20 protein-coding genes are annotated in these 22,739 nt (G+C 35.4%); 9 read left to right on the forward strand and 11 right to left on the reverse strand.

The window, feature by feature from the left end; genetic code table 11:
* Nucleotides 1-330 precede the first annotated feature (330 nt).
* The gene (gene gldG / locus EMTOL_RS10055) at nucleotides 331-2,001 is read right to left on the reverse strand and encodes a gliding motility-associated ABC transporter substrate-binding protein GldG (protein ID WP_015029173.1); all 1,671 of its coding nucleotides are present in this window, start codon (nucleotides 1,999-2,001) and stop codon (nucleotides 331-333) included.
* 172 nt (nucleotides 2,002-2,173) lie between these two features.
* On the opposite strand from gldG, the gene EMTOL_RS10060 reads away from it, so the two are divergent.
* Both EMTOL_RS10060 and EMTOL_RS10065 read left to right on the forward strand, forming a co-directional pair.
* Nucleotides 2,174-2,677 (forward strand): cupin domain-containing protein, encoded by a 504-nt coding sequence (locus EMTOL_RS10060; RefSeq protein ID WP_015029174.1) that lies wholly within the window; start codon nucleotides 2,174-2,176, stop codon nucleotides 2,675-2,677.
* Between the two features lie 72 nt (nucleotides 2,678-2,749).
* Complete coding sequence (locus EMTOL_RS10065; protein ID WP_015029175.1) at nucleotides 2,750-3,220, forward strand: DUF4293 domain-containing protein; 471 nt, start codon at nucleotides 2,750-2,752, stop codon at nucleotides 3,218-3,220.
* 156 nt (nucleotides 3,221-3,376) lie between these two features.
* On the opposite strand, the gene EMTOL_RS10070 is transcribed toward EMTOL_RS10065, so the two are convergent.
* Entirely contained in the window at nucleotides 3,377-4,060 is a 684-nt protein-coding gene (locus EMTOL_RS10070) for a response regulator transcription factor (protein ID WP_015029176.1), read from the reverse strand.
* A gap of 57 nt (nucleotides 4,061-4,117) precedes the next feature.
* Nucleotides 4,118-6,031 (reverse strand): sensor histidine kinase, encoded by a 1,914-nt coding sequence (locus EMTOL_RS10075; protein WP_041694055.1) that lies wholly within the window; start codon nucleotides 6,029-6,031, stop codon nucleotides 4,118-4,120.
* A gap of 196 nt (nucleotides 6,032-6,227) precedes the next feature.
* On the opposite strand from EMTOL_RS10075, the gene EMTOL_RS10080 reads away from it, so the two are divergent.
* The 5 genes from EMTOL_RS10080 to EMTOL_RS10100 all read left to right on the forward strand — a co-directional run bounded on the left by EMTOL_RS10080 (nucleotide 6,228) and on the right by EMTOL_RS10100 (nucleotide 11,118).
* The gene (locus EMTOL_RS10080) at nucleotides 6,228-7,076 is read left to right on the forward strand and encodes an SGNH/GDSL hydrolase family protein (protein WP_015029178.1); all 849 of its coding nucleotides are present in this window, start codon (nucleotides 6,228-6,230) and stop codon (nucleotides 7,074-7,076) included.
* Between the two features lie 76 nt (nucleotides 7,077-7,152).
* Nucleotides 7,153-7,710 (forward strand): TetR/AcrR family transcriptional regulator, encoded by a 558-nt coding sequence (locus EMTOL_RS10085; RefSeq protein WP_015029179.1) that lies wholly within the window; start codon nucleotides 7,153-7,155, stop codon nucleotides 7,708-7,710.
* Between the two features lie 53 nt (nucleotides 7,711-7,763).
* Complete coding sequence (locus tag EMTOL_RS10090) at nucleotides 7,764-8,624, forward strand: alpha/beta hydrolase family protein (RefSeq protein WP_015029180.1); 861 nt, start codon at nucleotides 7,764-7,766, stop codon at nucleotides 8,622-8,624.
* A 184-nt stretch (nucleotides 8,625-8,808) separates the two neighbouring features.
* The gene (locus EMTOL_RS10095) at nucleotides 8,809-9,333 is read left to right on the forward strand and encodes a DinB family protein (RefSeq protein WP_015029181.1); all 525 of its coding nucleotides are present in this window, start codon (nucleotides 8,809-8,811) and stop codon (nucleotides 9,331-9,333) included.
* Nucleotides 9,334-9,474: 141 nt separating this feature from the next.
* Nucleotides 9,475-11,118 (forward strand): M1 family metallopeptidase, encoded by a 1,644-nt coding sequence (locus EMTOL_RS10100; RefSeq protein ID WP_015029182.1) that lies wholly within the window; start codon nucleotides 9,475-9,477, stop codon nucleotides 11,116-11,118.
* Nucleotides 11,119-11,341: 223 nt separating this feature from the next.
* Here EMTOL_RS10100 and EMTOL_RS21770 read toward each other — a convergent pair whose 3' ends face one another.
* The 5 genes from EMTOL_RS21770 to EMTOL_RS10125 form a co-directional block, all read right to left on the reverse strand.
* On the reverse strand, nucleotides 11,342-13,099 hold the full coding sequence (locus tag EMTOL_RS21770; protein WP_015029183.1) for a PorZ beta-propeller-like domain-containing protein: 1,758 nt from the start codon (nucleotides 13,097-13,099) through the stop codon (nucleotides 11,342-11,344).
* On the reverse strand, nucleotides 13,083-14,036 hold the full coding sequence (locus tag EMTOL_RS10110) for a glycosyltransferase family 2 protein (RefSeq protein WP_015029184.1): 954 nt from the start codon (nucleotides 14,034-14,036) through the stop codon (nucleotides 13,083-13,085). Before EMTOL_RS10110 ends, EMTOL_RS21770 begins: the two co-directional genes overlap by 17 nt.
* Before the next feature lie 117 nt (nucleotides 14,037-14,153).
* The gene (locus EMTOL_RS10115) at nucleotides 14,154-15,302 is read right to left on the reverse strand and encodes a hypothetical protein (protein ID WP_015029185.1); all 1,149 of its coding nucleotides are present in this window, start codon (nucleotides 15,300-15,302) and stop codon (nucleotides 14,154-14,156) included.
* Between the two features lie 247 nt (nucleotides 15,303-15,549).
* The gene (locus EMTOL_RS10120; protein WP_041693509.1) at nucleotides 15,550-15,786 is read right to left on the reverse strand and encodes a hypothetical protein; all 237 of its coding nucleotides are present in this window, start codon (nucleotides 15,784-15,786) and stop codon (nucleotides 15,550-15,552) included.
* Complete coding sequence (locus tag EMTOL_RS10125) at nucleotides 15,755-16,360, reverse strand: RNA polymerase sigma factor (protein ID WP_015029187.1); 606 nt, start codon at nucleotides 16,358-16,360, stop codon at nucleotides 15,755-15,757. Before EMTOL_RS10125 ends, EMTOL_RS10120 begins: the two co-directional genes overlap by 32 nt.
* Nucleotides 16,361-16,707: 347 nt before the next feature.
* On the opposite strand from EMTOL_RS10125, the gene EMTOL_RS10130 reads away from it, so the two are divergent.
* Nucleotides 16,708-18,042: a hypothetical protein gene (locus EMTOL_RS10130; protein ID WP_015029188.1), complete on the forward strand. Its 1,335-nt coding sequence runs from the start codon at nucleotides 16,708-16,710 to the stop codon at nucleotides 18,040-18,042.
* A 36-nt stretch (nucleotides 18,043-18,078) separates the two neighbouring features.
* On the opposite strand, the gene EMTOL_RS10135 is transcribed toward EMTOL_RS10130, so the two are convergent.
* Nucleotides 18,079-19,308, reverse strand: coding sequence for an isochorismate synthase (locus EMTOL_RS10135; protein ID WP_015029189.1), 1,230 nt, complete (start codon nucleotides 19,306-19,308; stop codon nucleotides 18,079-18,081).
* 503 nt (nucleotides 19,309-19,811) lie between these two features.
* Here EMTOL_RS10135 and EMTOL_RS21775 point away from each other — a divergent pair.
* Entirely contained in the window at nucleotides 19,812-20,252 is a 441-nt protein-coding gene (locus EMTOL_RS21775; protein ID WP_015029190.1) for a thioredoxin family protein, read from the forward strand.
* A 311-nt stretch (nucleotides 20,253-20,563) separates the two neighbouring features.
* Here the strand turns inward: EMTOL_RS21775 and EMTOL_RS10145 are convergent, their stop codons facing one another.
* Together EMTOL_RS10145 and EMTOL_RS10150 are read right to left on the reverse strand one after the other, a co-directional pair.
* Entirely contained in the window at nucleotides 20,564-21,124 is a 561-nt protein-coding gene (locus EMTOL_RS10145; RefSeq protein WP_015029191.1) for a thioredoxin family protein, read from the reverse strand.
* A gap of 105 nt (nucleotides 21,125-21,229) precedes the next feature.
* The gene (locus EMTOL_RS10150) at nucleotides 21,230-22,729 is read right to left on the reverse strand and encodes a porin family protein (protein WP_015029192.1); all 1,500 of its coding nucleotides are present in this window, start codon (nucleotides 22,727-22,729) and stop codon (nucleotides 21,230-21,232) included.
* Nucleotides 22,730-22,739 lie beyond the last annotated feature (10 nt).

Here is a 22,739-nt window from a genome sequence, read left to right on the forward strand (position 1 = left end):
ATTTCAATATTTTTTTTAAACATAGAAAAAAACTAAAATGTTCCTTTCGTCATACACTTATGCAAATATAAGTGCTTTTTTCTAAAAAAAATCTAATTTCTAATAAACTTATTTTAATAGTAATATATTGTCTTGTTTGGTAAAATTCCGCTATTTTACACAAAAAAAGGCTCAAAAAGAGCCTTTTTTTTTACAACGTTTTATGTGTTTTATTATAATTTAACCTTAGTAAATTTGTACGTTTTCAAGAAAATAATTAAGTATTTTTGACTAAAAATTATTTTTAATAACTGTTTATTTTAAACTTATAATCAATGAGTTATACTTGAATTAAACGCTTCCGTAGTTTTTTCGGCGAAGCCACTGTAATACAAATCCAAACACTATAACTAAACCTACGGGCAACCCAATATTTAAAATTTGCCAAAAAGTTCGCTCATCACGTGTACGAAGTTTATCAAGCGGACGAAGTTTTACTTCCTTACCACGGGCTTTAATTACCCCATTTTCATCAATCAAATAGTCAATGGCGTTTAGCACAAAATCTTTATTGCCAAAAGTATGTTGTGTTGCTTTGTCATAGCCTAAAGGCAATGGATTACCTGTTTTCTGACTCACTTCATTGACAATTAGGTCGCCATCAGAGCAAACTATGATTTTCGTTGGCTCGCTTTCAGCCTTAAAACCTGTAGCTTTAGGGTCGATGATTTGATTTTTATAAAGCGATTGAAACTTCCCTTCCAATAAATAGGCAATCGTTTTTACGCCTCCTTTATATTCCGCTTGGTCGGTATCGGTGCGTGCGTCATTGAATGTAATAAATGCTGGGGCATTGAGTACTTTTGTGTATGGGCTAGTCATGAGCAAAGGAACTTTGGTCACACCATCAGCCCTTACAGTATCCATTGAAGCTACATAACGACTATAAACTAAGTCTATGTTGTTGGTAATGAGGCTTTTTCCAAAATTATTTATAAGTGGAAAATAACGATAAGGAACAGGTTGAATATTTGGTCGATCGCCTAATTCTCCAACTACCAACGGAATAACCGCACAGCTTGCTCCATCTTTCACGATGTTATTATTGATACGAACACCGTATTTGAATAGCAAATCTGTAAGATTCAAATCAAGTGGTTGGGCATAATTTCCTTCTAAACCTACTGAATCTACCTTCAAGCCATCAACAAAAAATAAGGCACGGCCACCGCCCATAATGAACTGGTCGATTTTGTATTTTGTGCTATCATCTACGGGCATATCAGGTTTAGGCAAAATAATTGCATCGAGCCCTTCGAAAGTAGAGGATTGCTTAGAGTTGATGATAAATAAATCGTAACGTTCTTGTAAAGAGGCAATTAAGTCGGAGAAATTAAGTGGTTTGAGCTTCGTAAACTCGGCCAAAAGGCCAATTTTTTTGCGGTCAGTTTGTGTTAATTTTCGTATTGCAGTAGCTAATTCATATTCTACATTTTCATAAGATTGATTGAGTTTTTCTTCGGCAGTTTTGCCTTGTGTACCTTTTAGTAGTAAAACTGGCAACTCAAACTTACCCGAAGATACGAGGGTGTAAGGAAAAATAATGGTTTCTACCTGACGTCCATTTTTAGTATCAACAATACGTGTAGGAGTCATGCCCTTTTGAGCCAATTGCATGTAAAATTCTTCACGTTTTTTTGGGTCGGTTTCTGAGTTTGGGTTAATAAAAGTATAGTTAATCTTGGTACCGCCATAAACCTTAAACTCTTCGAGTGTTTCCGAGACCGCACGTTTCAATCGCTCAAATCCTCCGGGAAGTTCATCGCCATCTAAATATACTTTAACAAAAACATCGGCTGTGTCTTTTTCGGCCAAACCTTCCAGTAAGCTTTGCGTAGCATTAGAAAGAGAATAACGTTTTTCTTCGGTCAGGTCAAGGCGAAAGAAAAAAAATGATGCGGCAATGTTTAATAATACGATTCCGCCAATGATGAGTAAGGCTACAACTAATTTGTTTTTCATTAATTATATTGCTTTTAGCGACTAACTAAAAATTAATAATTCTAGGGGCAAACTTCTACTGAAAATAGTCTAATGTTTTTGTTAAAAGCTAATTGCGAATAGTCAAAAGCAAGCAACTTTCAGTAGTTTTGTGCAAAAATATAACATTCATTCCTTAATTGTTGCTTTTTATATGTTTCCTGCAAAATATTGGGTCGAAAAATTACAGATGCAAGCCCACCCCGAAGGTGGTTTTTTTGTGGAGACCTACCGTTCTTCCGAAGTAATTACCGCAAATTCTTTACCTAAACGTTTTTCGGGTGATAGAAATTACAGCACAGGTATTTATTTTTTGTTGGAAAGTCACCATTTTTCAGCTTTTCATAGAATTCAGTCTGATGAAATGTGGCATTTCTATGCGGGGGATGCCCTAAATATTTATTATATTGATAATGAGGGAATTATGCAAGTGATTCGCTTGGGTAATAATCCAGAAAAAGGCGAAGTTTTTCAAGCTGTAGTGCCTGCGGGCGTGTGGTTTGGAAGTAAACCAGCCGTAGAAAATTCTTATGCTTTGGTTGGTTGTACGGTAGCCCCGGGTTTTGATTTTGCCGACTTTGAAATGCCTAATCGAGCGGCTCTTTTGGCTGAGTTTCCGCAACATCAAGCTATTATTGAAATGCTTACGCACGAATAATTCTGAATGGAGAGAATAGAAAAATCGTAGAATTAAGTACTTTTGCATACAATTTTTAAATTTTTAATCAAAATGTTACAACGCCCGCAATCATTGTTATTATTAATTGTTGCCATTTGTATGATTGTGTTTTTAGGAACACAAACTTGGCACAAAACCGTAGGTACAGAAGAAATTTCGCTCAATGCTTATACGCTCTCTTATGTAAAAGCAGGCTCAATTGTGAAAAACACGCCTGTTTATTATTTAGCTGTTTTGGCTGTACTTTCGGCAGGACTTTCAATTTTTACGATTTTCCAATATAAAAATCGTGTACGTCAAATGTTATTGGTTTCGCTCAATTCATTGGTAGGAGCCGCTTTATTGGGTACAACTGTTTATCATATTCAGATGGATGCCAACAAACTTTTCTCACCAGAAAATCAAGGAGAGTTTGGTATTAGCTTCTGGGGAGCATTTTTGGCCTTAGCACTCAATTGGGTAGCGAATCGACTTATCAGAAATGATGAGAAAAAGGTTAGAGATGCCGATAGAATGAGATAATTTTTGAAATAGATAAAAGTAAAAGGAGGCTAGTTTGTTACTAACCTCCTTTTGCTTTACGAAGCATTGATTATTCGTTGTAGCAAATTATAGCTATTATTTGCCACTGAGGGTCTTCATATCGGTAGAAAATAAATATATAATCTCGGACCCACGTTAACAAATCAATTTAAAACCTTCGCCGTGCATATTCATGATTTGAAGCGAAGGGTCTTCACGAAGATGTTTTCTTAGTTTTGTAATATAAACATCCATACTGCGGGCATTGAAATAGCTATCATCACCCCAAATAAGTTTTAAGGCAAAACTTCTACTAACCGACTGATTTTTATTTTGACAAAGCAATTTCAACAATTCAGATTCTTTGGTGGTAAGTTTATTGTGGTTATTATTGATACTTAAGCTATTGGTCTGAGCATCAAACTCATAGGCTCCAATCTTGAAGTTCTGTGTTTGGTTTTCTGGTTCACTTTTATTAACCCTACGCAAAATAGCTTTCATTCGCATTAATAGCTCTTCCATGCTAAAAGGTTTCGTAATATAATCGTCGGCACCTGCTTTGAATCCTTGAATGGTATCTTCTTTCATAGATTTGGCCGTCAGAAAAATTATTGGAATTTCTTTATCCTTCATTCGTATTTCTTTAGCCAACGAAAACCCATCTTTTTTTGGCATCATTACATCAAGGATACACATATCGTATCCACCTTTTTCTAAGAAAAATTTTAGCCCTTCTTCGCCATTTTTGGCTAAATCAGTCGAAAAACCTTTTGCTTGAAGGTATTCTTGCAGGAGCATTCCCAAATTAGGGTCATCTTCTGTTAAAAGGATTTTTGCCATAGTATTTTCAAATAAAATCTTTTAAAATTTAATGAATGTTTGATGAGGAATTGCAAACTAAGCCTTTCCAACCGATGGATTAGGATTGAACAAAATTTCAAACTTACTTCCTTCACCTAATTTACTTTCAACAAAGATTTGCCCATTATGTAATTCTACCATTTTCTTTACATAACTAAGCCCCAAACCAAAACCTTTTACATCGTGTAAGTTACCAGTTGGTACGCGATAAAAACGCTCAAATATTCTGGCAACTTGGTCTTTGCTCATACCGATTCCTTTATCGGCAATGCTCACTTTCAATAAGTTACCCACATTTTCTGTGCGAATCGTGATTACTGGGTTTTCTGGCGAATATTTATTGGCATTATCAAGTAAATTATAAATGATATTGGTCAAATGAACTTCATCGGCGATAATTTCTGAGTTTTCGGCTTCGAGCTCAAGGTTTACAATGCCATTTTTCTGTTCAATCTGCACGCTTAGATTAGTCAAAACTTGTTCGATGGTTTCGTGAACATCAACCTCGCCCATTCGAAGTTTTACTTCTCCTTTATCAAGTAAGGCCATTTGTAATACTTTCTCTACTTGCGTGCCCAGCCTACGATTTTCATCTTGAATGATATTCAGATAACGGTTCATTTTTCCCGCATCTTTCTTTACATCACTATCTTTCATTACTTCAACCGCCAAAGAAATAGTAGAAATTGGCGTTTTGAACTCATGGGTCATATTATTTATGAAGTCGTTTTTAATATCTGCCAGTTTTTTCTGCTTCATCATTGTGCTAATTGAACTATAAAAGATACCTCCAACAGCCAAAAGTAAAAGTGCTGAACTCAAGAAAACCGACCACATATTTCGAAGTATAAAGCTCTGTGTATCAGGGAAATATACATACAGAAAATGATTATGAGTCTGGAGGTCATTTGGGAAAAGCAAAACTTTATACGCTTTTTTTATCAACTCAGGCGTGTAATTAACGGCAAATGATGAAAAAATCAGGTTTGAACCATTCTTCACGCCATGCTGATATGGAATCGTGATACCCCTGCTACGTAATTCTTTCTTAAGTAGCGTATCAAGCGATTGGCGGTCGAGGCGTTCGTAAATGTTTCTTGTTCCGTGAATGACATCGGTCAAAACATTTTTTACTAATTCTGCCTTATTTTTTGTTCTATCGAAATTGGTTTGGAAGATTTTTTCTTCACTCTTTTTCTTCATTTCAATAGGACGGTCAACTTTATTGGCCATTTGTTTTGAAACATTCAAAGAATCGCCTGTTTGGCCACTATTAAAGTAATATTTGTAAGTAACCACACCGCGTTGATTTTCTACTTGAAATTGTAGGTTTTTGGGCTCTCGGTGTCGGCGATTTCTACTCATAAAAATGACCTGTCGGTTGATTTCACTAACCAAATCTTCTACACTTCGCTGACGCATCAATAATGAACGAGTGGGTTGAGTAAGTTCTTCCCAAGCCAAGTTTTGTTCTTCAAGCATCTCCTTAATTAAACCCATTTGTCGCTCAGGAATCTCAAATGTTGGTTCTGCCAAAAAAATATCCGAGGGAGCCATCGTAATCGTGTGGGTGTTCATGCCTTGTGGCATTAATATTACTTTGGGGTTTTCACGGCTTGGATTAAGATTTTCGACATTTACAACTATTTCTTCGGTCTGATTTTGAGTAGATGCATCTTGCACAACAGCTTTAGGTCTTCTTTTCTTAGCAGCTTTGTGTTGTGTAATGGCCAAAAGTTTTTGTTGTTCTTGAGCCTTCATTTGCTGATTGGCCAAGAATATAACCTCTTGTTTTTCGATTTTTTGCACTGTTGCCAACAAAGCATCGTTTACATCACGGTCGAACTGCTCTTTCTTTACAGAAATGGCGTTTTCTATCCAATACCATTGAAAGGCGATGAGGCCTAACATGGCCAATAGCATTACTATGATGATATTTCGGAAATTCATACCTCGATTTTCGCAATTATTAAAATTCAATTGGCAGATTACAACTATTTAATTCACTGCAAACCGCTAATTTTTATTATTCCACGAATTTAACGTCTTAAAAACTAAAATATGCTTTATTTAACACTTTTTAACACCAAACAATTTACTAAATTTACTATTTACTATGAGTCTTACAAGATAAACCCAATATAAAATGATAGCCATTTATACCATTGTTTGTTTAGTTTTAGCTTTGTTGCTTATCTATTTTTGGTTATACCAGAAAGTTTCGAAGCATATTCCAGAAAACTACCCGAATGCAGCCAATCTACAAAAAATTGACTCCAATAAAAAGACCTTAGTTTGTTTTGGTGATAGTAATACACACGGAAATGTGAGTTACAACTGGGTAAATGATTTGCGTTCGGAACTCGATGATTATTGGGTGTTTAATGCAGGAGTTAACTCAGATTTGACTTACACATTGCTCCGAAGAATATCCGATGTGATTGCCGCGAAGCCAGATTTAATTACGATTTTGATAGGGACAAATGATGTAAATGCCACAATGAACATAAAAATGGAAAAACGCTACCAACAATTAGGTAGAATTGGAAAAGATATTTCTCCAAACTTTGAAGATTTTAAGGCAAATTATCAACAAATTATTCAAATTCTAAAGCAAAAAACTTCGGCTAAAATTGCGGTGATGTCGCTGCCTGTAATGGGCGAAGACCTTGCACATGAGGCAAATTTACGAGCTGATAAATACAGCGAATTTATTAAACAATTAGCCAGTGATGAAAACTTATTGTATTTACCTCTACGCGAAAAACAAAAGGCTTTTTTAGAAAACAATCCTCAGCCATTAAAGCATACTTTTGAAGAAACCTATATCTTACTCAATTACTCGGTTATTTGGCATTACATTTTCGGAAAATCTTGGGATTACGTTACAGCCAAGCATGGTTTTCAATTAACTCCTGATAATCTCCATCAAAATTCTATCGCCGGTGGTATGATTCGTGACTTAGTAAAAGAAGCGATTTTAAAAAATAAATAATTTATTCTACCAATCGTTTGGTAAATAAAAAATCATTTTTACATTTGCTTTAAAATACAATTAGCAATTAAGTGAAATGCCAATTCAAAAAATTACAAGAGAAGAAATATTGCTAAAATCGGCCGATGTTTTTCGGGTGAAAGGGTATCATAATACCTCTATGCAAGACCTTGCTGAAGCCTGTGGTTTATTGAAAGGAAGTCTTTATTATCATTTTCCGAGTAAGGAAATGCTCATGAAAGACTTGCTGGAGTCGATTCATCGCTTGTTAATGGAAAAAATTTTCCCGATTGCTCAAGATGAAGCCTTATCTCCCGAAGAAAGGATGGAAAAGCTCTTGAAAAAGATGGGAAAATTGCTTTTGGAAAAAGAAGGTGGCTGCCTAATTGGTAATACAACGCTCGAAACTGTGGGTGTTGTACCTGAATTTCAGCCCGTTCTCCGAACAATTATGGACGATTGGACCAAGGCTTTACAAACAATTTTTGTCAATAAAAAAAGTCCAGAACAATCATTTCGCTTAGCTCAACAAACCATCATGGAATTTGAGGGAGCAACGATGTTTACGAAACTTTATGGTGACAAACAGTTCCTATACGATACGTTTGCCAGAACCATGATGAAATTGAATTGAGAATTGAGAATTGAGAATTGAGAATAAAACAAACGTTTGGTATAATATAAATAATGCAAAAGCTAAAAATCAGGTGTGAAGATGGCGTTGAGTTGGCGGCCATTCTATTGGAGCCAGAAGAACCCAAAGCTGTGGTGCAGCTTTGGGTTGGTACTGGAGCAAAGAAAGAATTCTACATTCCGTTTGCTAAGTTTTTAGTTGAGCATTCTTATGCAGTTTGCACATTTGATTACCGTGGTACTTGCGAATCTGCACCTGCATCACTAAAAGACTGTACCTATAACTATATTGAGTATGGAACACAAGATATGCCCGCTGTTTTAGATTTTTTAGATAAAAAGTATCCGTCTTTGCCAAAATTATTGCTTGGACACAGTGTTGGAGGAATGAACTTTGGCTTGATGCATAATTATCAAAAACTCAGTGGTGTGGTGGCTGTTGGTTCGGGTTCGGGCTATTGGAGAAATATGCCTTTAGGTTATCGCCTGCAAACGCTTTTCTTTTTCTATATATTCCGTCCGATTAGTGTGGCTTTGACAGGATATGTGGCGGCCAAACGTTTTGGAATAATGGAAGATTTACCAAGAAATATCGTGAAAGATTGGGCTGATTGGTGTAGTAAACCAGATTATTTTTGGGATGAAAAATTTTTCCAAAAGAGCGTTCCACAAGGGCATTACCATGAATTAAGTTTCCCAATTGCTCATTTTTGGGCCTCTGACGACCCCATTGCCAATGAGCGAAACGTGCCACTTTTGTTGAAGCATTTCAAAACTGATAAAGGATTAACTTCCGAAAAACTTGTTCCTGCGGAATTGGGTGTAAAAAAAATCGACCATTTTGGTTTTTTCAAACGACAATTTAGGGATACAATTTGGCTGAAAATTTTAGAAAAATTAGAAAAAATGCAGTAGCACAATTTTAAAAATTGTGTCGATGACAAGTTTTATAGTGTGTTAACAGGTAATTTGGTCAGAGAGCATACGTTTATGAATGCTCTCATGATTCCTACTGTGGAACGAAGCTCCGACTTCGTTCATGATTTTTTGAAATTATTATTCTCTCATAACTGACAAGTTAAAAACTTGTCCTACAAAGATGACAAAAGAAGAACTAAAAAAAGCATTAGAAGAATGCTATCAAACAATTGTTTCGGATGTAGAAAACATCGAAGAAAGCCGCTTTTTTGCACCAATCGGAGAAAAATGGTCAATTGCCGAAAATATACTGCACCTAACTCAGTCGGTGAAAGGTTTGAATCAAGGTTTGGCTCTACCAAAGACTTTTCTTGAACAACAGTTTGGTAAAATAGACCGTCCAACATTATCGTATGAAGGCTTAGTAGAGCGATATTTGACTGCTTTGGGGACAGGTGTGACGGCCAGAGGAGGCTTTGTGCCACAAATGCCTGAGAATCCTTCAAAAATGGTTTTAATAGAAAGTTTCAAAAAACATCACCAAACTTTATCAGACTTGCTTGACAATTATTCAGAAGCTGATTTAGATGAATATTGTATCAAGCATCCATTGCTTAAAAATCTGACTATCAGAGAGTTTTATTATTTTATGCATTATCATATCTTGCACCATCGCAAGGCAATACTTCGTTATAGAGAATTATAAATTTAGATAGGTTTTAGGAATGAAGCTTTAGTGCAGATATATTTTTTGGTTATATTGCGAAAAATTCGGGTGAGAATTGGGGAGTATTCTCCAATTTTTTTGTTATCCGTTTATTCACTTCCAACAATCAATTTGCATTTTATGAAATTGCTAAAGCTCACTTATTTTTTCCTTCCTTTTCTTTCAGCTATCGGAGCCTGTGGCCAAAAATCTAAAGAAACATTTACTCGTGAAGATTCACTACGTGGGAGCATCACACCTGAGCGTGTGTGGTGGGATTTGAAATATTACGAACTTCGAGTAAAAGTAAATCCAGCCGAAAAAGCAATTGCTGGTAGCACAACTGTATTTTATGAAGTGCTAAAGCCCTACCAAACTATTCAAATTGACCTTCAACCACCTTTACAAATAGAGAAAGTTACACAAGATGGACAAGAACTTTCTTTCAAAAAAGACGGAGCAAATGCCTACATGATTTCGTTGAAAAAAGCCCAAGTAAAAGGCAAAAACGAGTCAATCGTGGTGACTTATTCTGGAAAACCAATTGTAGCGAAGCGTCCACCTTGGGATGGCGGCTTTCAATGGGTGAAAGATAAAGCGGGCAACGATTTTGTGGCTACTTCGTGCCAAGGATTAGGGTCGAGTGCTTGGTGGCCTTGTAAAGACCACATGTATGACGAATGTGATAGTATGCTCGTCAGTATTACCGCACCAAAAGGTTTGATGGATGTGTCGAATGGAAGGCTTAGAAAAACTACCGAAAATGCCGATGGAACAAAAACTTTCGATTGGTTTGTGAAGAATCCTATCAATAATTATGGAGTAAATGTAAACATTGGTAATTATGTGCATTTTGGAGAAATCTATGATGGCGAAAAGGGGAAACTAACGATGGATTATTATGTTTTGCCCGAAAATCTTGACAAAGCTAAAGAGCAATTCAAGCAAGCAGGCATGATGATGAAGGCTTTTGAACATTGGTTTGGCCCATATCCTTTCTACGAAGATGGTTATAAATTAGTAGAAGTGCCGTACTTGGGAATGGAACACCAAAGTTCGGTGACTTATGGAAATAAATATCAAAATGGATATTTAGGTCGAGATTTGTCTGGTACGGGTTGGGGTTTGAAATGGGATTTTATCATTATCCACGAGTCGGGGCATGAGTGGTTTGCCAATAATATTACTTATAAGGACGTAGCCGATATGTGGATTCACGAGAGTTTTACGAACTATTCAGAAAGTCTTTACACCGAGTATTATTTTGGCAAAAAAGCAGCATCAGAGTATGTAATTGGTACTCGTAAGGGAATCAGAAATGATATTCCGATTATTGGCTCGTATGATGTGAACAAAAGCGGCTCGGGTGATATGTATCCAAAGGGAGGAAATATGCTTCATACGATTCGCCAAATTACAAATAATGACGAAAAATGGCGTCAAATTTTGAGAGGTTTGAATAAGACTTTTTATCACCAAACCGTTACGACTCAGCAAATCGAAGATTATTTATCGAAAAACGTAGGCCGAGATTTAGATAAGATTTTTGACCAATATTTGCGTGATGTCAGAATTCCTGTTTTGGAATATTCTTTAGAGAATAATAAAATTAGTTATCGTTGGAATAATTGTGTAGAAGGTTTTGATATGCCTGTAAAAGTGACCATTGATGGCGGAAAAGAAGAGTTTATTTATCCAACAACTGCTTGGAAAATCATCAAAGGCAAGTCAGAATTGAAAGTTGATGAGAATTTTTATGTTACTACCAAATTAGTAACGAAGTAATTAGAAATAATAAATATCATTAAGAAAATAACTCATTGCCGTCTGCTTTAGCTGACGATATTGGTATGATTTCAAAATTTGACTTTAGTCGAGCCATTTAAGTTTGACTGAAGTCAAGTTTGTTTTTGCTGGATTCCATCAGTTAAAACTGACGGCAAGAAAACAAATCTTTCGAGTAAATTATCCCATACTCTTGTTTAAAGATATAGGATAACTCATGTTTTTATTTGATTACAACAAATTTTCCAACAAACTTCTCCGAACCATCTTCTGATACTCCCAAAATCATGTAAATACCCGTAGAAGCACGTTCACCTTGTGGAGTTTGGAGATTCCAAATGGCCGTTCCGCCATTCGATTTAGTTTCGTGAATCAGCCGTCCTGCGGCATCGGTTATTTTGATATTGGTATTTTCTCTTAAACCTGTAATGGTTAGCTCTCCCGAAAACTCTGGCCGAACAGGATTCGGAAAGATTTTGATTTTACTAAAATTTTCATTGGCATCTGAAGCATCACTTCGGTAAGAAAGGAGGCCTTCTTGGGTAAGCACAAATAGTTCGCCCGAAAGCGGGTCAAGGGCTAAATCAATGACATTTTTTGAAAAAAGCGGGCTATTTTCTTCTGTAAAATTTAAGATTTGTTCATCTGCTGAGGCAGAAAAAAGATTCAGACCATTTTGTGTGGCAATCCATTTTCTATTTCCACCATCCACTACAATTTTGTTGACAACCTCTTGTAAAAGTAATCGGCGGGTTTTGTAAAAAGGCGTATAAGGTTTGGTTGATGTAGTAAAAATATCTTTTGAAGTAATAATCACAGCTACTCCATTGGTAGTACCAATCCAAAGTAAATTATCTCGGTCTAAAGCTATAGAATTGACATAGATGCTTGGTAGCTCATTGCTGGAAGTATAATATCGTAAGCGATTCGTGGCGGGGTCGGCCACACTTAATATTTGCCCATTTATTTGCCAACGATAACCATAAGTATCCGTAATTGTTTTATTGTTTTGCGGTAATTGATTGAGTGCTACATTTTGCCAGATGTTATCATTGAAAGTATTGCCCCAAATCCCACTCGCATGAATTTTCTGGTTCTGAGAATAAACGGAAAATATATCACCCTTCACACCATTTGGGCTAAAAGTTTTAAAACTTCCTTGCAGATTAGAAATTAAGCCATTTTGAGAATCTGCTATCCAAGTTTTTCCTTCAGTATCGGTTTCTTGTTCAATAGGCGAAACAATGAGAGCGTCTTTAGGAAAGACAGGAGCCTTGAAAAGTTGATTATCGATGATGGTTTTCCAATTGCCATAAAATTGTAAATTAATGTTATTGGAAAATTTTGCTCCTAATATGCCATCAGTGGTGTTTAGAAAGATACTATCCCGAGCAAAAGTAAGTTGTTTAATGCCTACTTTTTTGCCTTCTTTACCAAGATTTTGGTAGGTTTCCTTAATTTCTTGCTTTTTTACATCAACTAATACTAAGCCAAAATCAGCAGCCAAATAGGCAAAATCATCTTTGAACTCAATTTGATTGATGCTTTTACTGCCTTGAATGGCATCGGTGTTTTTAATAAAATTTAAGTTTTTAATTCCATCTGGCTTACCTTCGGCATTGACACTCATAAAATCTAAATTACCAGTTTGGTAGGCAATGAGTAGCGTTTTTAGAGTAGAACTGTATCGAATTTGAGCGATACTTGTTTCACTCAGATTATCAAGTTTGGAGAGAGTTGTTGTTTGATTATTTGTTTTATCAAAAAAGAAAAATCCATTTTTCGAGAAGCAGTAAATTTTGTTTTTTTCAACAATCTCTAAGCCACGGGCATTGAAATAATCGGCGTGTGTTCGCCAAGTATTGGTTGGAATTTGTGCATATACACCAGAAAATATCAAAACAAAAAATAGGCATTGTTTGAGCTTAAACAATGCCTTATTTCTATGTAATCTTGTTAGATTTTTAATTATTTTCTTCATTCAGAACCGTTTCAATGATATATCTTGGTCGGGCTTTTACCTCTTCGTAAATTTTGCCTACGTATTCACCAATCAGGCCAATGGCAATCATATTAGAGCCACTAAAGAAAGTCATTGGTAAGACGATAGAAGTCCAGCCCTGAACCGTGAACCCAAATAGTTTGCATACCAATACCCAAACCGTAATTCCCATCGCAATGAGGAAGTTTATAACACCAAACCAAAGTACCAATTTCATCGGAACTGTAGAAAAAGATGTAATACCATTCCAAGCGAAAATAAGCATTTTCTTAAGTGGATATTTCGATTCTCCCGCCTCGCGTTCTAAGCGTTTGTAATACACTTTATCGCTCTGGAAGCCAATCATTGGAATGATTCCGCGAATAAAAAGGTTGGTTTCTCCAAAGTTCGAAAATTCTGCTAGTACCTGATTATCAATCAGTCTAAAATCTGCATGATTGTAAACGGTAGGTACGCCCATTCTTTGCATTAATTTATAGAAAGTCTCGGCGGTAAAACGTTTAAAAAACGAATCACTGCTTCTATCATTGCGAACTCCATAGACAATTTTTGAGCCTTCTTTATATTTTTCAAGCATGCTGTCTATCGCACGGAGGTCATCTTGAAGGTCGGCATCAATCGAAATATAGCAATCAAATTGGTTTTTATGGTGTAGTAAGCCTGCTACTAAGGCCGCTTGATGGCCAAAATTGCGAGAAAGTTTTAAACCAATCACGTTGGCATCTCTTTTACAGATACTATCAATGATTATCCATGTCGAATCTCGGCTTCCGTCATTCACAAAGCAAATTTTACTATCAGCTGTGATGGCATTTCGCTCCTTCAATTCTGAGAAATAGGTCAATAAAGTACTGTAAGTTTTCTCAAGAATTTCTTGCTCATTGTAGCACGGAACAACTAAAAGGAGTTTACACATCTAATTTTGACAGAATTTAAAAAGATTTCTAAAACAGATAGGCCTTAAAACCCATCATTTATTAGCTTTGAATGAGTTTTACCTTCAAAACAGCACAAAGTTACACAAACATTGCTGTTACATCAAGAAAAAGCCTGTCCCATCAGTACGAGTAGCCATTGGGTGTAAGAAGCAAATAATGGCTATCAATAAAAGTAATATCTTTAATTCTTTTTCAGTGAGGTGTTTTTGAGCAAATACTAAAGCAAGAAAAATAGCAATAATGCCATAAGAACCACTACGAGTAGAGTCGAAAGTGGTAAGCGAACCTACCAGCATAGCCATTAAAGCCCCAAGTATTGCTAATAATCTTAACCAATCTTTAGCAATTGCCATAAAAACAAAAGCTAATAGAATAAGTATCCACCAACCTTCAAAAACCCATAAGAATTTAAAGCCCCAAACTGGCCAGCTTCCACCAAACATTTCGGCAAATTCTCCAGGTTTAGTGGTGTGATGCATGCCCAAGGTATCAATTAAATAAAACTTTCTTACCACCCCGTAGGCTATCCATGAGGCAACAACCGCCAACATTTGTAAGTTTACTTGAATTTTAAATGCTTTATTTTCGTTCCATTGTGGCACGAACCACCACCATAAAAGAACTAAAGTAGAGCCAACACCCGCACGCTCATCTCCCCAAAAAGCCAAAGAAATAAAAATAAATATTAATAACGGATTACGGTAATAAATAGCTAAAAAAAGGCAAAAATAGCCAAAAAAATCGCCATAACTGGCGTTGTCAATAAAAAATGACGAGCCAATATACGTAGAAATAATCCCCACGACAGCGTAGAAAATACTTGATTTATCTTGAATGGTTCGTTCAAAAAAGTTTACAAGCATATACAAAAAGACAATGCCTAAAATTAGTTGAATGGCATATAATACCACACTTACATGCTGAATGTGAAAGACTTTCACAAAGGCAGGCATGGCGAGGCGGAAGGTACGGTTATTCATACCCGTAAATTCTGGGTAGGTCCAATTATAGGTAATGCTTGCTGCTCGGTCTTTGATGGTTTGATAGAGAAAGTACTCGCGTTTTTCTTTAACAACCGCCGTATAATAATCGCCGAAATGACGAAGTGGGGAATAATTATTGAAAAAAGAAAGTAACATGATGCCTACGGCTACAATTACAATCTTCGATTTCCAATTTGAGCTTGCTAAAAAAGAAGCAGTTTTGGCTTCAAAACGCTGATATAGAGTTTCTAATAATGACATTTAGAGTAATTCCGACGGGGTCGCCCGTGCGATTCAGAGTTCTATGTGCGGATAGTATTCATCAACTCAATCGAAAAAACAGGTATATCCGCTCTAAATAAAATGCAAATATGCCTATTTATTCAATAAAATACCAAATAAAATCCTTTTGAGATTCATGTAGTATTGGCATTGAACAAAAATGAATCAGCTTCGTATCCTTATATTAGATACGAAGAAGGATATTCACGAAAAAAGCCCAAGATAATTAAATCTTAGGCTCGTAATTTCTTGAATAGTCGAGGATTCGTTCCACTGCCGAGTTTGATGGCGTGAGTTCGATTTTGTCAAGACCTGTTTTCAGGTCGGCACAATCGAGGTAGAAGTCAAGCAAATCTTTATCAAAAAGAAGAGCTTCTTCTATGAAAGAGTTTTCTTGGTTTGATGTTTCATTATATAAATAACGAATAACATCATTCTGCGTGCTGGTAAAGGTTTGTGTCATAAGCATACGCTGATTTTCCCATCATTTTTCTAAGATTGATGAGAGCATAACGCATTCTTCCTAACGCAGTATTGATACTCACGCCAGTAGCATCGGCAATTTCTTGGAACGACATGTCATCGTAATGACGCATCACCAAAACCTCACGCTGCTGGTCAGGTAATCTTTTGATTAAATCACGCAAGTGTTCGTGCGATTCACGTTTAATTTGCATTGATTCGATTGAATCTTCAGCAAATTCAAGAGTGTTAAACACATTACTTCCGTCTTCAAACACTACGGTCGGATAGCGTTTCTCTCTACGGAAATAGTCTATCGCAAGGTTATGAGCAATTCTGAGCACCCACGGCAAGAATTTTCCTTCTTCGTTATATTTCCCATCGCGTAATACCTCAACTGCTTTGATAAATGTATCTTGAAGCAAATCTTCGGCTACGTACTGGTCTTTTACAACAAGGTAAATCGTGGTATATACTTTTGATTTGTAACGTTGAACAAGCGTAGCAAATGCTTTTTCGTTGCCACGGATATACGCTGATACAAGCTCACTGTCGTTAACTTGGATTTTTCCCATTTCAGTATTTCAATTTAGTTAACGTAGAGCTTTATGCCATATTGTATATCTGTGTTTAAATTGTAGAATAAATTTTATTTTGTGTCGAAAGATAGATAAAAATAATTATTCGTGTCAAGTATTCGAAATAAAAAAAATCGTTAATAGATTGTTAATATTCCAAATGAAATTTCGCTTTCAATGTTTTTAACAGAATGTTAATTAGAAATAATACAATTTATTTTGTTTAATTTATAGATTGTAAATATTTGATATTCAGTATTTTAATATGGCTAAATAATACATTGCTTTTTTCGGTATCATTTTTGTATACTTATACTTAGAAAAATTAATAAATCACTAAAAAGATGTTAGACTTTACTCATAATTTTCATCTGGAAATTGATAAACCACTTCTTCCGACCACTGAGGACGCTCATTTTCCTTCTTCAGGAATAATTCAAATTTTTCCAAGAAAATGGCAGTTCAATACAAAACTAAACAAAGTAATAATTGTACTTTTTTTAGTTTTAGGTTTCTGTGCTCAACAATCATTTGCTCAAAGAGACCAGATTACAACTCAGGCAGGTGAAAAGATACGTTGCCGAATTTTGGATGAAACACCTACACGTTTTGTGTACGCATACCTTTCACCCTCGGGTAAAGTCTTAAAAAACGAAATTTTCAAAAATTTAGTAACAGATTTTAAATACAACTTTTACCCAAACGATATTGTAACAAAAGGAAACAAACTTCCTGAAGGACTTGGTGAGGCAAGAGAAGTAAATTCATCAACTACTAAACGTGTAGATACGCGTAAGTCAGAGTCTACAAAAACCAAAGGTAGCGATTTGAAGAAGGAGCCAAAAGGAGTAGAAAAGTCGACAGCAAAAAATAATTCGCCTAAACGTGATATAGATAAAAAAGAAGAAAAAATAAAGCCAACAAGCTCGAAGAATATTACGCCTAATCAAAGAAAATATGAGAGTGAGAAATTAAACAAAAAGGAAGAAAAAGAAGTTGCTCCACTGGCACCTAAAAAAAATAACAATGAGTTTAGCAACTATATGGCATGGAGAGTTGGAGGAAAGGGGGGCTTTGGAAATAGGTTGACCAAAATTCTGACTGATAATCCATACTCTTCGTATCAGGAAAAATTGTTGAGGGGTTTCACTTGGGGGGGGGATGTAGCGTATTTTCCAATTGATAATTTTGGTTTTGGAATGATGTTTAATAATTTTCAGTCTAGTAATAAGGCTGATGGAATTACATATATTAATGATATTTTTAATGTTTCTGAAACTGGAAATATTGCTAATAAACGCTCAATAAAATATGTTGGACCTGTATTTTATTTCAGAAAAAACATTGATTTCAAGACGATGGTTATCTTAGGCTTATCTCCAGGGGCATATTTTTATAAAGATAAAGGAAATTACGATGATGCCAATTATACTTTCAAGGGTATGGACTTTGGGGCGGCAGCTACTTTGGGTATTGATTTTTTACTTGGGAATGATATAACAGGACGTGATATTATACTGAGTGTAGAAGCAGGATATAATTATGGGAAAATGAGAGCCTTAGACTTTGGAATGGGTGGAGGTGCGATTAATTTGGCAAAGCCGATAGATTTGAGTAGAGTAGATTTTACAGTTGGTTTGAGGTTTACACGCTATCCTGCGTTTTTTAGGGCAAAATAATATTCATCTTGAAGATTTGAGTTTGTATTAACAAACTCAAATCTCAGTATTTAATATTTTACCCAAAGTTTGGGTTTTCATTTCAGTTTCTTGCCACTCTTTTTCAGGGTTTGAATCAATCGTAATGCCGCATCCAGCGTAAAGAGTAGCCAAATTATCTTCGACTTTCATCGTCCTTAAATTTACGAATATTTGAGATTCCGTTTCTCCATTTCCCTTTTGTATGTTTACTGGGCCGAGAAAACCACTGTAAAATTCTCTATCATAACCTTCGTTCGCTAAAATAAAGGCTGTGGCATCTGCTTTAGGCATTCCGCAAACGGCCGAAGTAGGGTGAAGTAAATCGAGCATTACAGTTGCTAATTGTGGGAAATTAATAGCAATTGTATCAATCAGAATATCAGTGCGTAAGTGCATCAGATTGCCTGCAATAACAGTTTTAGGACCTTCCTCCTCAAATTCTCGTACCCTAATTTTCTTCAAACAGTTAATAATATATCTTGTAACGAACGATTGCTCTTCGATTTCTTTTTGTCGCCATAAAGCTTCAGAAGTTTTAATCAGATTACCGTCTGCATCGTATGCCGATTGTGTACCAGCCAAAGCCATAGTACGAAAAATACCTTTTGAATCTTGACTTACCAAGGTTTCTGGCGAAGCTCCCATCCAAACTACTCCCAAATGTGGCAATGAAACTGCTGAAACAAAAGCAGATGGATAAGCTTGGCAAAGTTTATCAAATGTACTTACGACATCGAAATTCGAAGGTAGTACTATTTGTTTGGTGCGTGAAAGGACAACTTTCTTAAAAACATCTCGTTTTATTTCACTAATTGCTTGATTGACAAGTTGAATAAAATCTTCTGGTTGTGTTTGCTTAGAAATTTGTTTTTTTTGTTTGGGCGGATTAGCCTTGCTAAGGCCATTCGTAAGTGCCACGAAGTTTGGGTTCAGTGCCGATGGTGTAATAACCTCTTTTACAAATTCGTTGGTATTAGACTCATTAATATCGAAAATGTAGTGTAAATCAGCTTTTAAAAAAAGTGTTTGCTGCCCATCAGGATTTTCAAATGGGGAAAACGCAAATCCAGAACCAAGCTCTTCAAAGTCAATTTTAGATTTTTGTGGAATTCCGTCAAAGGAAATAAGAAAGTGCTTTTCAGTTTGTTTAGGTAAACGCCATAAGGCTGTTGGAAAAGCAAGACTTTGGGCAGAATTCCAAAGATTTTGGCGGAAAGTACTATTTTCAATAACTGTTGTTGTCATGAAGGGTAAAAAATTGTCAAAGTGAATTTTCAGCAAAAACAAGGCTTTTTACCGAAAATTAGAGCCTTAAGCCACAATGAATACTGACTAATGACAAAAATAAATTTCGTCTTTAGATTATAAACAAATTTCAAAAGAAAATATTCCGAAAAATAGCAGAAGTTTTTATGAATACAGTTATTCGTATATTTTTTTGCAAAAAAGTATAATTTTATAAGCTTTGCCCCTGATTTTATTTATAAATATGAAACAAATTTGTCACTCCTGTTTTTGATTTCTCTTTCTTCCTTTGCGATAGGTAATCAAGGAATACGGTTTGTTGATGCTATATTGAGTGAGGTATTGAACGAAGCAAAACAATTTTGCTTAGAATTTTCGAGCAAACCTTAAAATAGATTAGACAAATACAATAGATGTTGATAAGTACTTTGTGGGGAAATTAGAAATTTATAAAAAAGGGCAAGGAATTTGTAAATACTATATCAAATAGATAAAGGTTATTGATGAAAAAAATAATTTTATTGATGAGTGCCATGAGCCTCATCGTATTAGTATATGCCTGTAGTAGGGGTGATGTCAAGCAAATAAACTTCGTGAAAAACAATGATAAAACGATGCAACAAGTGCTTGCAGAAGCAAAAAACAAGAAAAAGGTACTGTTTGTAGATGTTTTTGCAACTTGGTGTGGGCCTTGTAAATGGATGGATGAAAACACTTTTAAAGACCCACGGATAATGGAGAAATTTAATAAATCGTTTGTGAATTATAAAGTTGATGGCGATTCGTTTGAAGGAGTAAATGTAGGTATTACTTATCGTATTGATTCATATCCAACTTATTTGTTTATTGGGCCAGACGGCAGAATTATTCATCGAATTGAAGGTGCTATGCCCGCAGAGAACTTAATTCAAGAAGTAGATTTTGTATTAAAAAGAGTTAAATAGTATTTGAGTAGTATTATAAAATACGTAAAAATCCCTATTAAAACAGGTATTTTTACTGTAGTATGATGTGCTTAATATGTTTTACATTTGCATCGTGACTCTATTAAGCCATGGAAGAGAACTAAATCCCGCATTTAAATAGATGTTCTCACCCTGAACCAAAATAACTTTTGCTGAGATGGTTCAGCTGTGAAAGTTGGTATATAAATTAGTTCTCGCTACTACATTCCAATTAAAGTAGAAAAAGCGATGTAATAAAAAAGCCCAATTCTCTTAAAGAATTGGGCTTGCTTTTAATTGGGTATGTGAAGTTATAGTTTGGGTAAAATATTCTTAAAGACTTCTTTATAAGTACCATTTTTATATTGGTCGAATGGCTCTTTCTTGTTGTAATCTCCACCTAGATAAGTCACAATTTCATGAAAGGTTTTCGCATTCAGATAGCCGGGAAGAGGCTGAATCATATTATACTGAGCATCAAGAAAAACGGTAGTAGGATAACTCATTTTTCCTTGTAATAAAGCTATTGCTGCTTGGTTAGCTCCACTCGATGCATCATAAGTATATTTATTATTGCCAATAATGATATCTTGCTTTGACTCGGCGTCAAGTTTAACCATGTAGAAATTTTTATTGAGATAGTCAATTATTTCGGGATTAGTGTAAGTTTCTCTATCCATTACTTTGCACCATCCGCACCAGTCAGTATAAACATCAATAATGGTTTTACGAGGTTCTTTTTGAGTACGATTGTAAGCTTCTTGAATACTAAGCCATTCTATCCCTTTTTTAGAGGTTACTGTCGATTTATGTTGCCCAAATGATAGAACCGAAAAGAAGATAAAAACAATAAAAAGATATTTTTTTTTCATTGTTATATTATTTTAATGGAAAAACGTTGGTGTTAAACATTTATTATTCTCTAAGTAAAAGAGTACAATAGAACTTAACTACAAAAACTATACCGAACATAGATTTTACTTGTGTAAGTATAAAGGATATTTGACAGAAAATAAAACTCCTAGAGTAGATAAATTTACTTTCCCAAAACCTACACGTGCTATCGGAATTTTTACGAGTGGCTCGGCCTGTATGGTTAATTTTTTGAATAACTGGTATTCATAACCTGCCGAAAAATTAAGCACACCGGCATAGTATGTGCCCGTTTTGCCTTCCCATTGATGCCATTTGATACTTGGGTCGTTCGGATTTTCGTAATTGTAGATATACTTTTCTTTAAGCATTACGTAGCTTGTTACACCTCCACTTACAAACCACCTTGATTGTGTCTTTTTAGTGATATCATACCTTAGGTTTACTGGAATATCAAGCATCTTACAGGTCGCATTGATATTAATCATTTTCGGAGGAGATGACCAATTATAAGGCCACTGGTAGTATTGAGGATAGGAATCATAATATTTCATTGAGCGGAGCACACCACCCTGAACACTCAAACGATGGTTAATACGATATTCCAATAAAATGGCTGTATTACTTCCTAACTTGGTAATTTCATCCGTTGAAACAATACTCAAGTCAGGCGAAAACCCAAGTCTAAAGTAAAGGCCTTTTTGGAAAGATTTAGCCGTACTTTGTGGTAAAGCTTTAGCAGGTTCTTCTTTACTATCAAAGATGATGGTAGGTATTAAAATCTTTGATGGAATAAATGTGCCTTTAGGAGCGATGTAATCAAAATTACTAAGATTTAAGCGGCTCGATTGTTCATTTGTAGTAATTTCTCTCGAAAGTTCTACTGGCAAAGCTTTACCCGTTTCTGCTTTGACATCTGACTCTACTGTTCCAATTCCTATAGAATTGTTTTTTGAAGGTACCTTATTTTTTGTTGAAGACAAATTTATGTCATGAACAGAATTGGAAAAACTAGCTGTTTGAATGTTTCTCTTTTCCTTTCCTTGACTCAATTTTGCCTTTTTCTCATTTGCAACTACCACTTTATTAAGTGCTTTTTCTATTTTTGAAGAAGCAGTCGAAGGGTTATCATTTTTTTCTGAGTAAATTTCCTTTGATTTTGCACTTGATGTTTGAGCTGCTTTTATTTCAGTATCTGATATTCTCTTTGTGCTTTCGTTGGTTAAATTTTCTTCTGTCTTTTGGATGCTTAAATTATCTGTATCTACTTTAACTGTTGTTACATTTAATTTTGTATTACTATTGCTTGACTCCTTTTTATTGGCTTCCGTTTTACTTTTTGATATTTCGGTTGATGTGTTTTGTGTAGGTTTGAAGAAAACATATCCACCGATAATAGTAATTAAGCCAATTAAAAGCAAGAGACTCCTTTTAATCCAAGAATTCTCTCCTTGGCTGCTTGGCGGTGATAATAAGGCCGCATCAAGCTTTTGGTTCATTTTGTTCCATGATTCAGGGTCAAAGTCAAAATCTATCTTTTCAGCCGATTCTCTGAAAAGATTATCTAACTCATCGTCTGACATCTCATGTTTATTAATATTCATTTAAAAAAAT

This window comes from Emticicia oligotrophica DSM 17448 (assembly GCF_000263195.1).
In the GTDB taxonomy this organism is placed as follows: Bacteria; Bacteroidota; Bacteroidia; order Cytophagales; family Spirosomataceae; genus Emticicia; species Emticicia oligotrophica.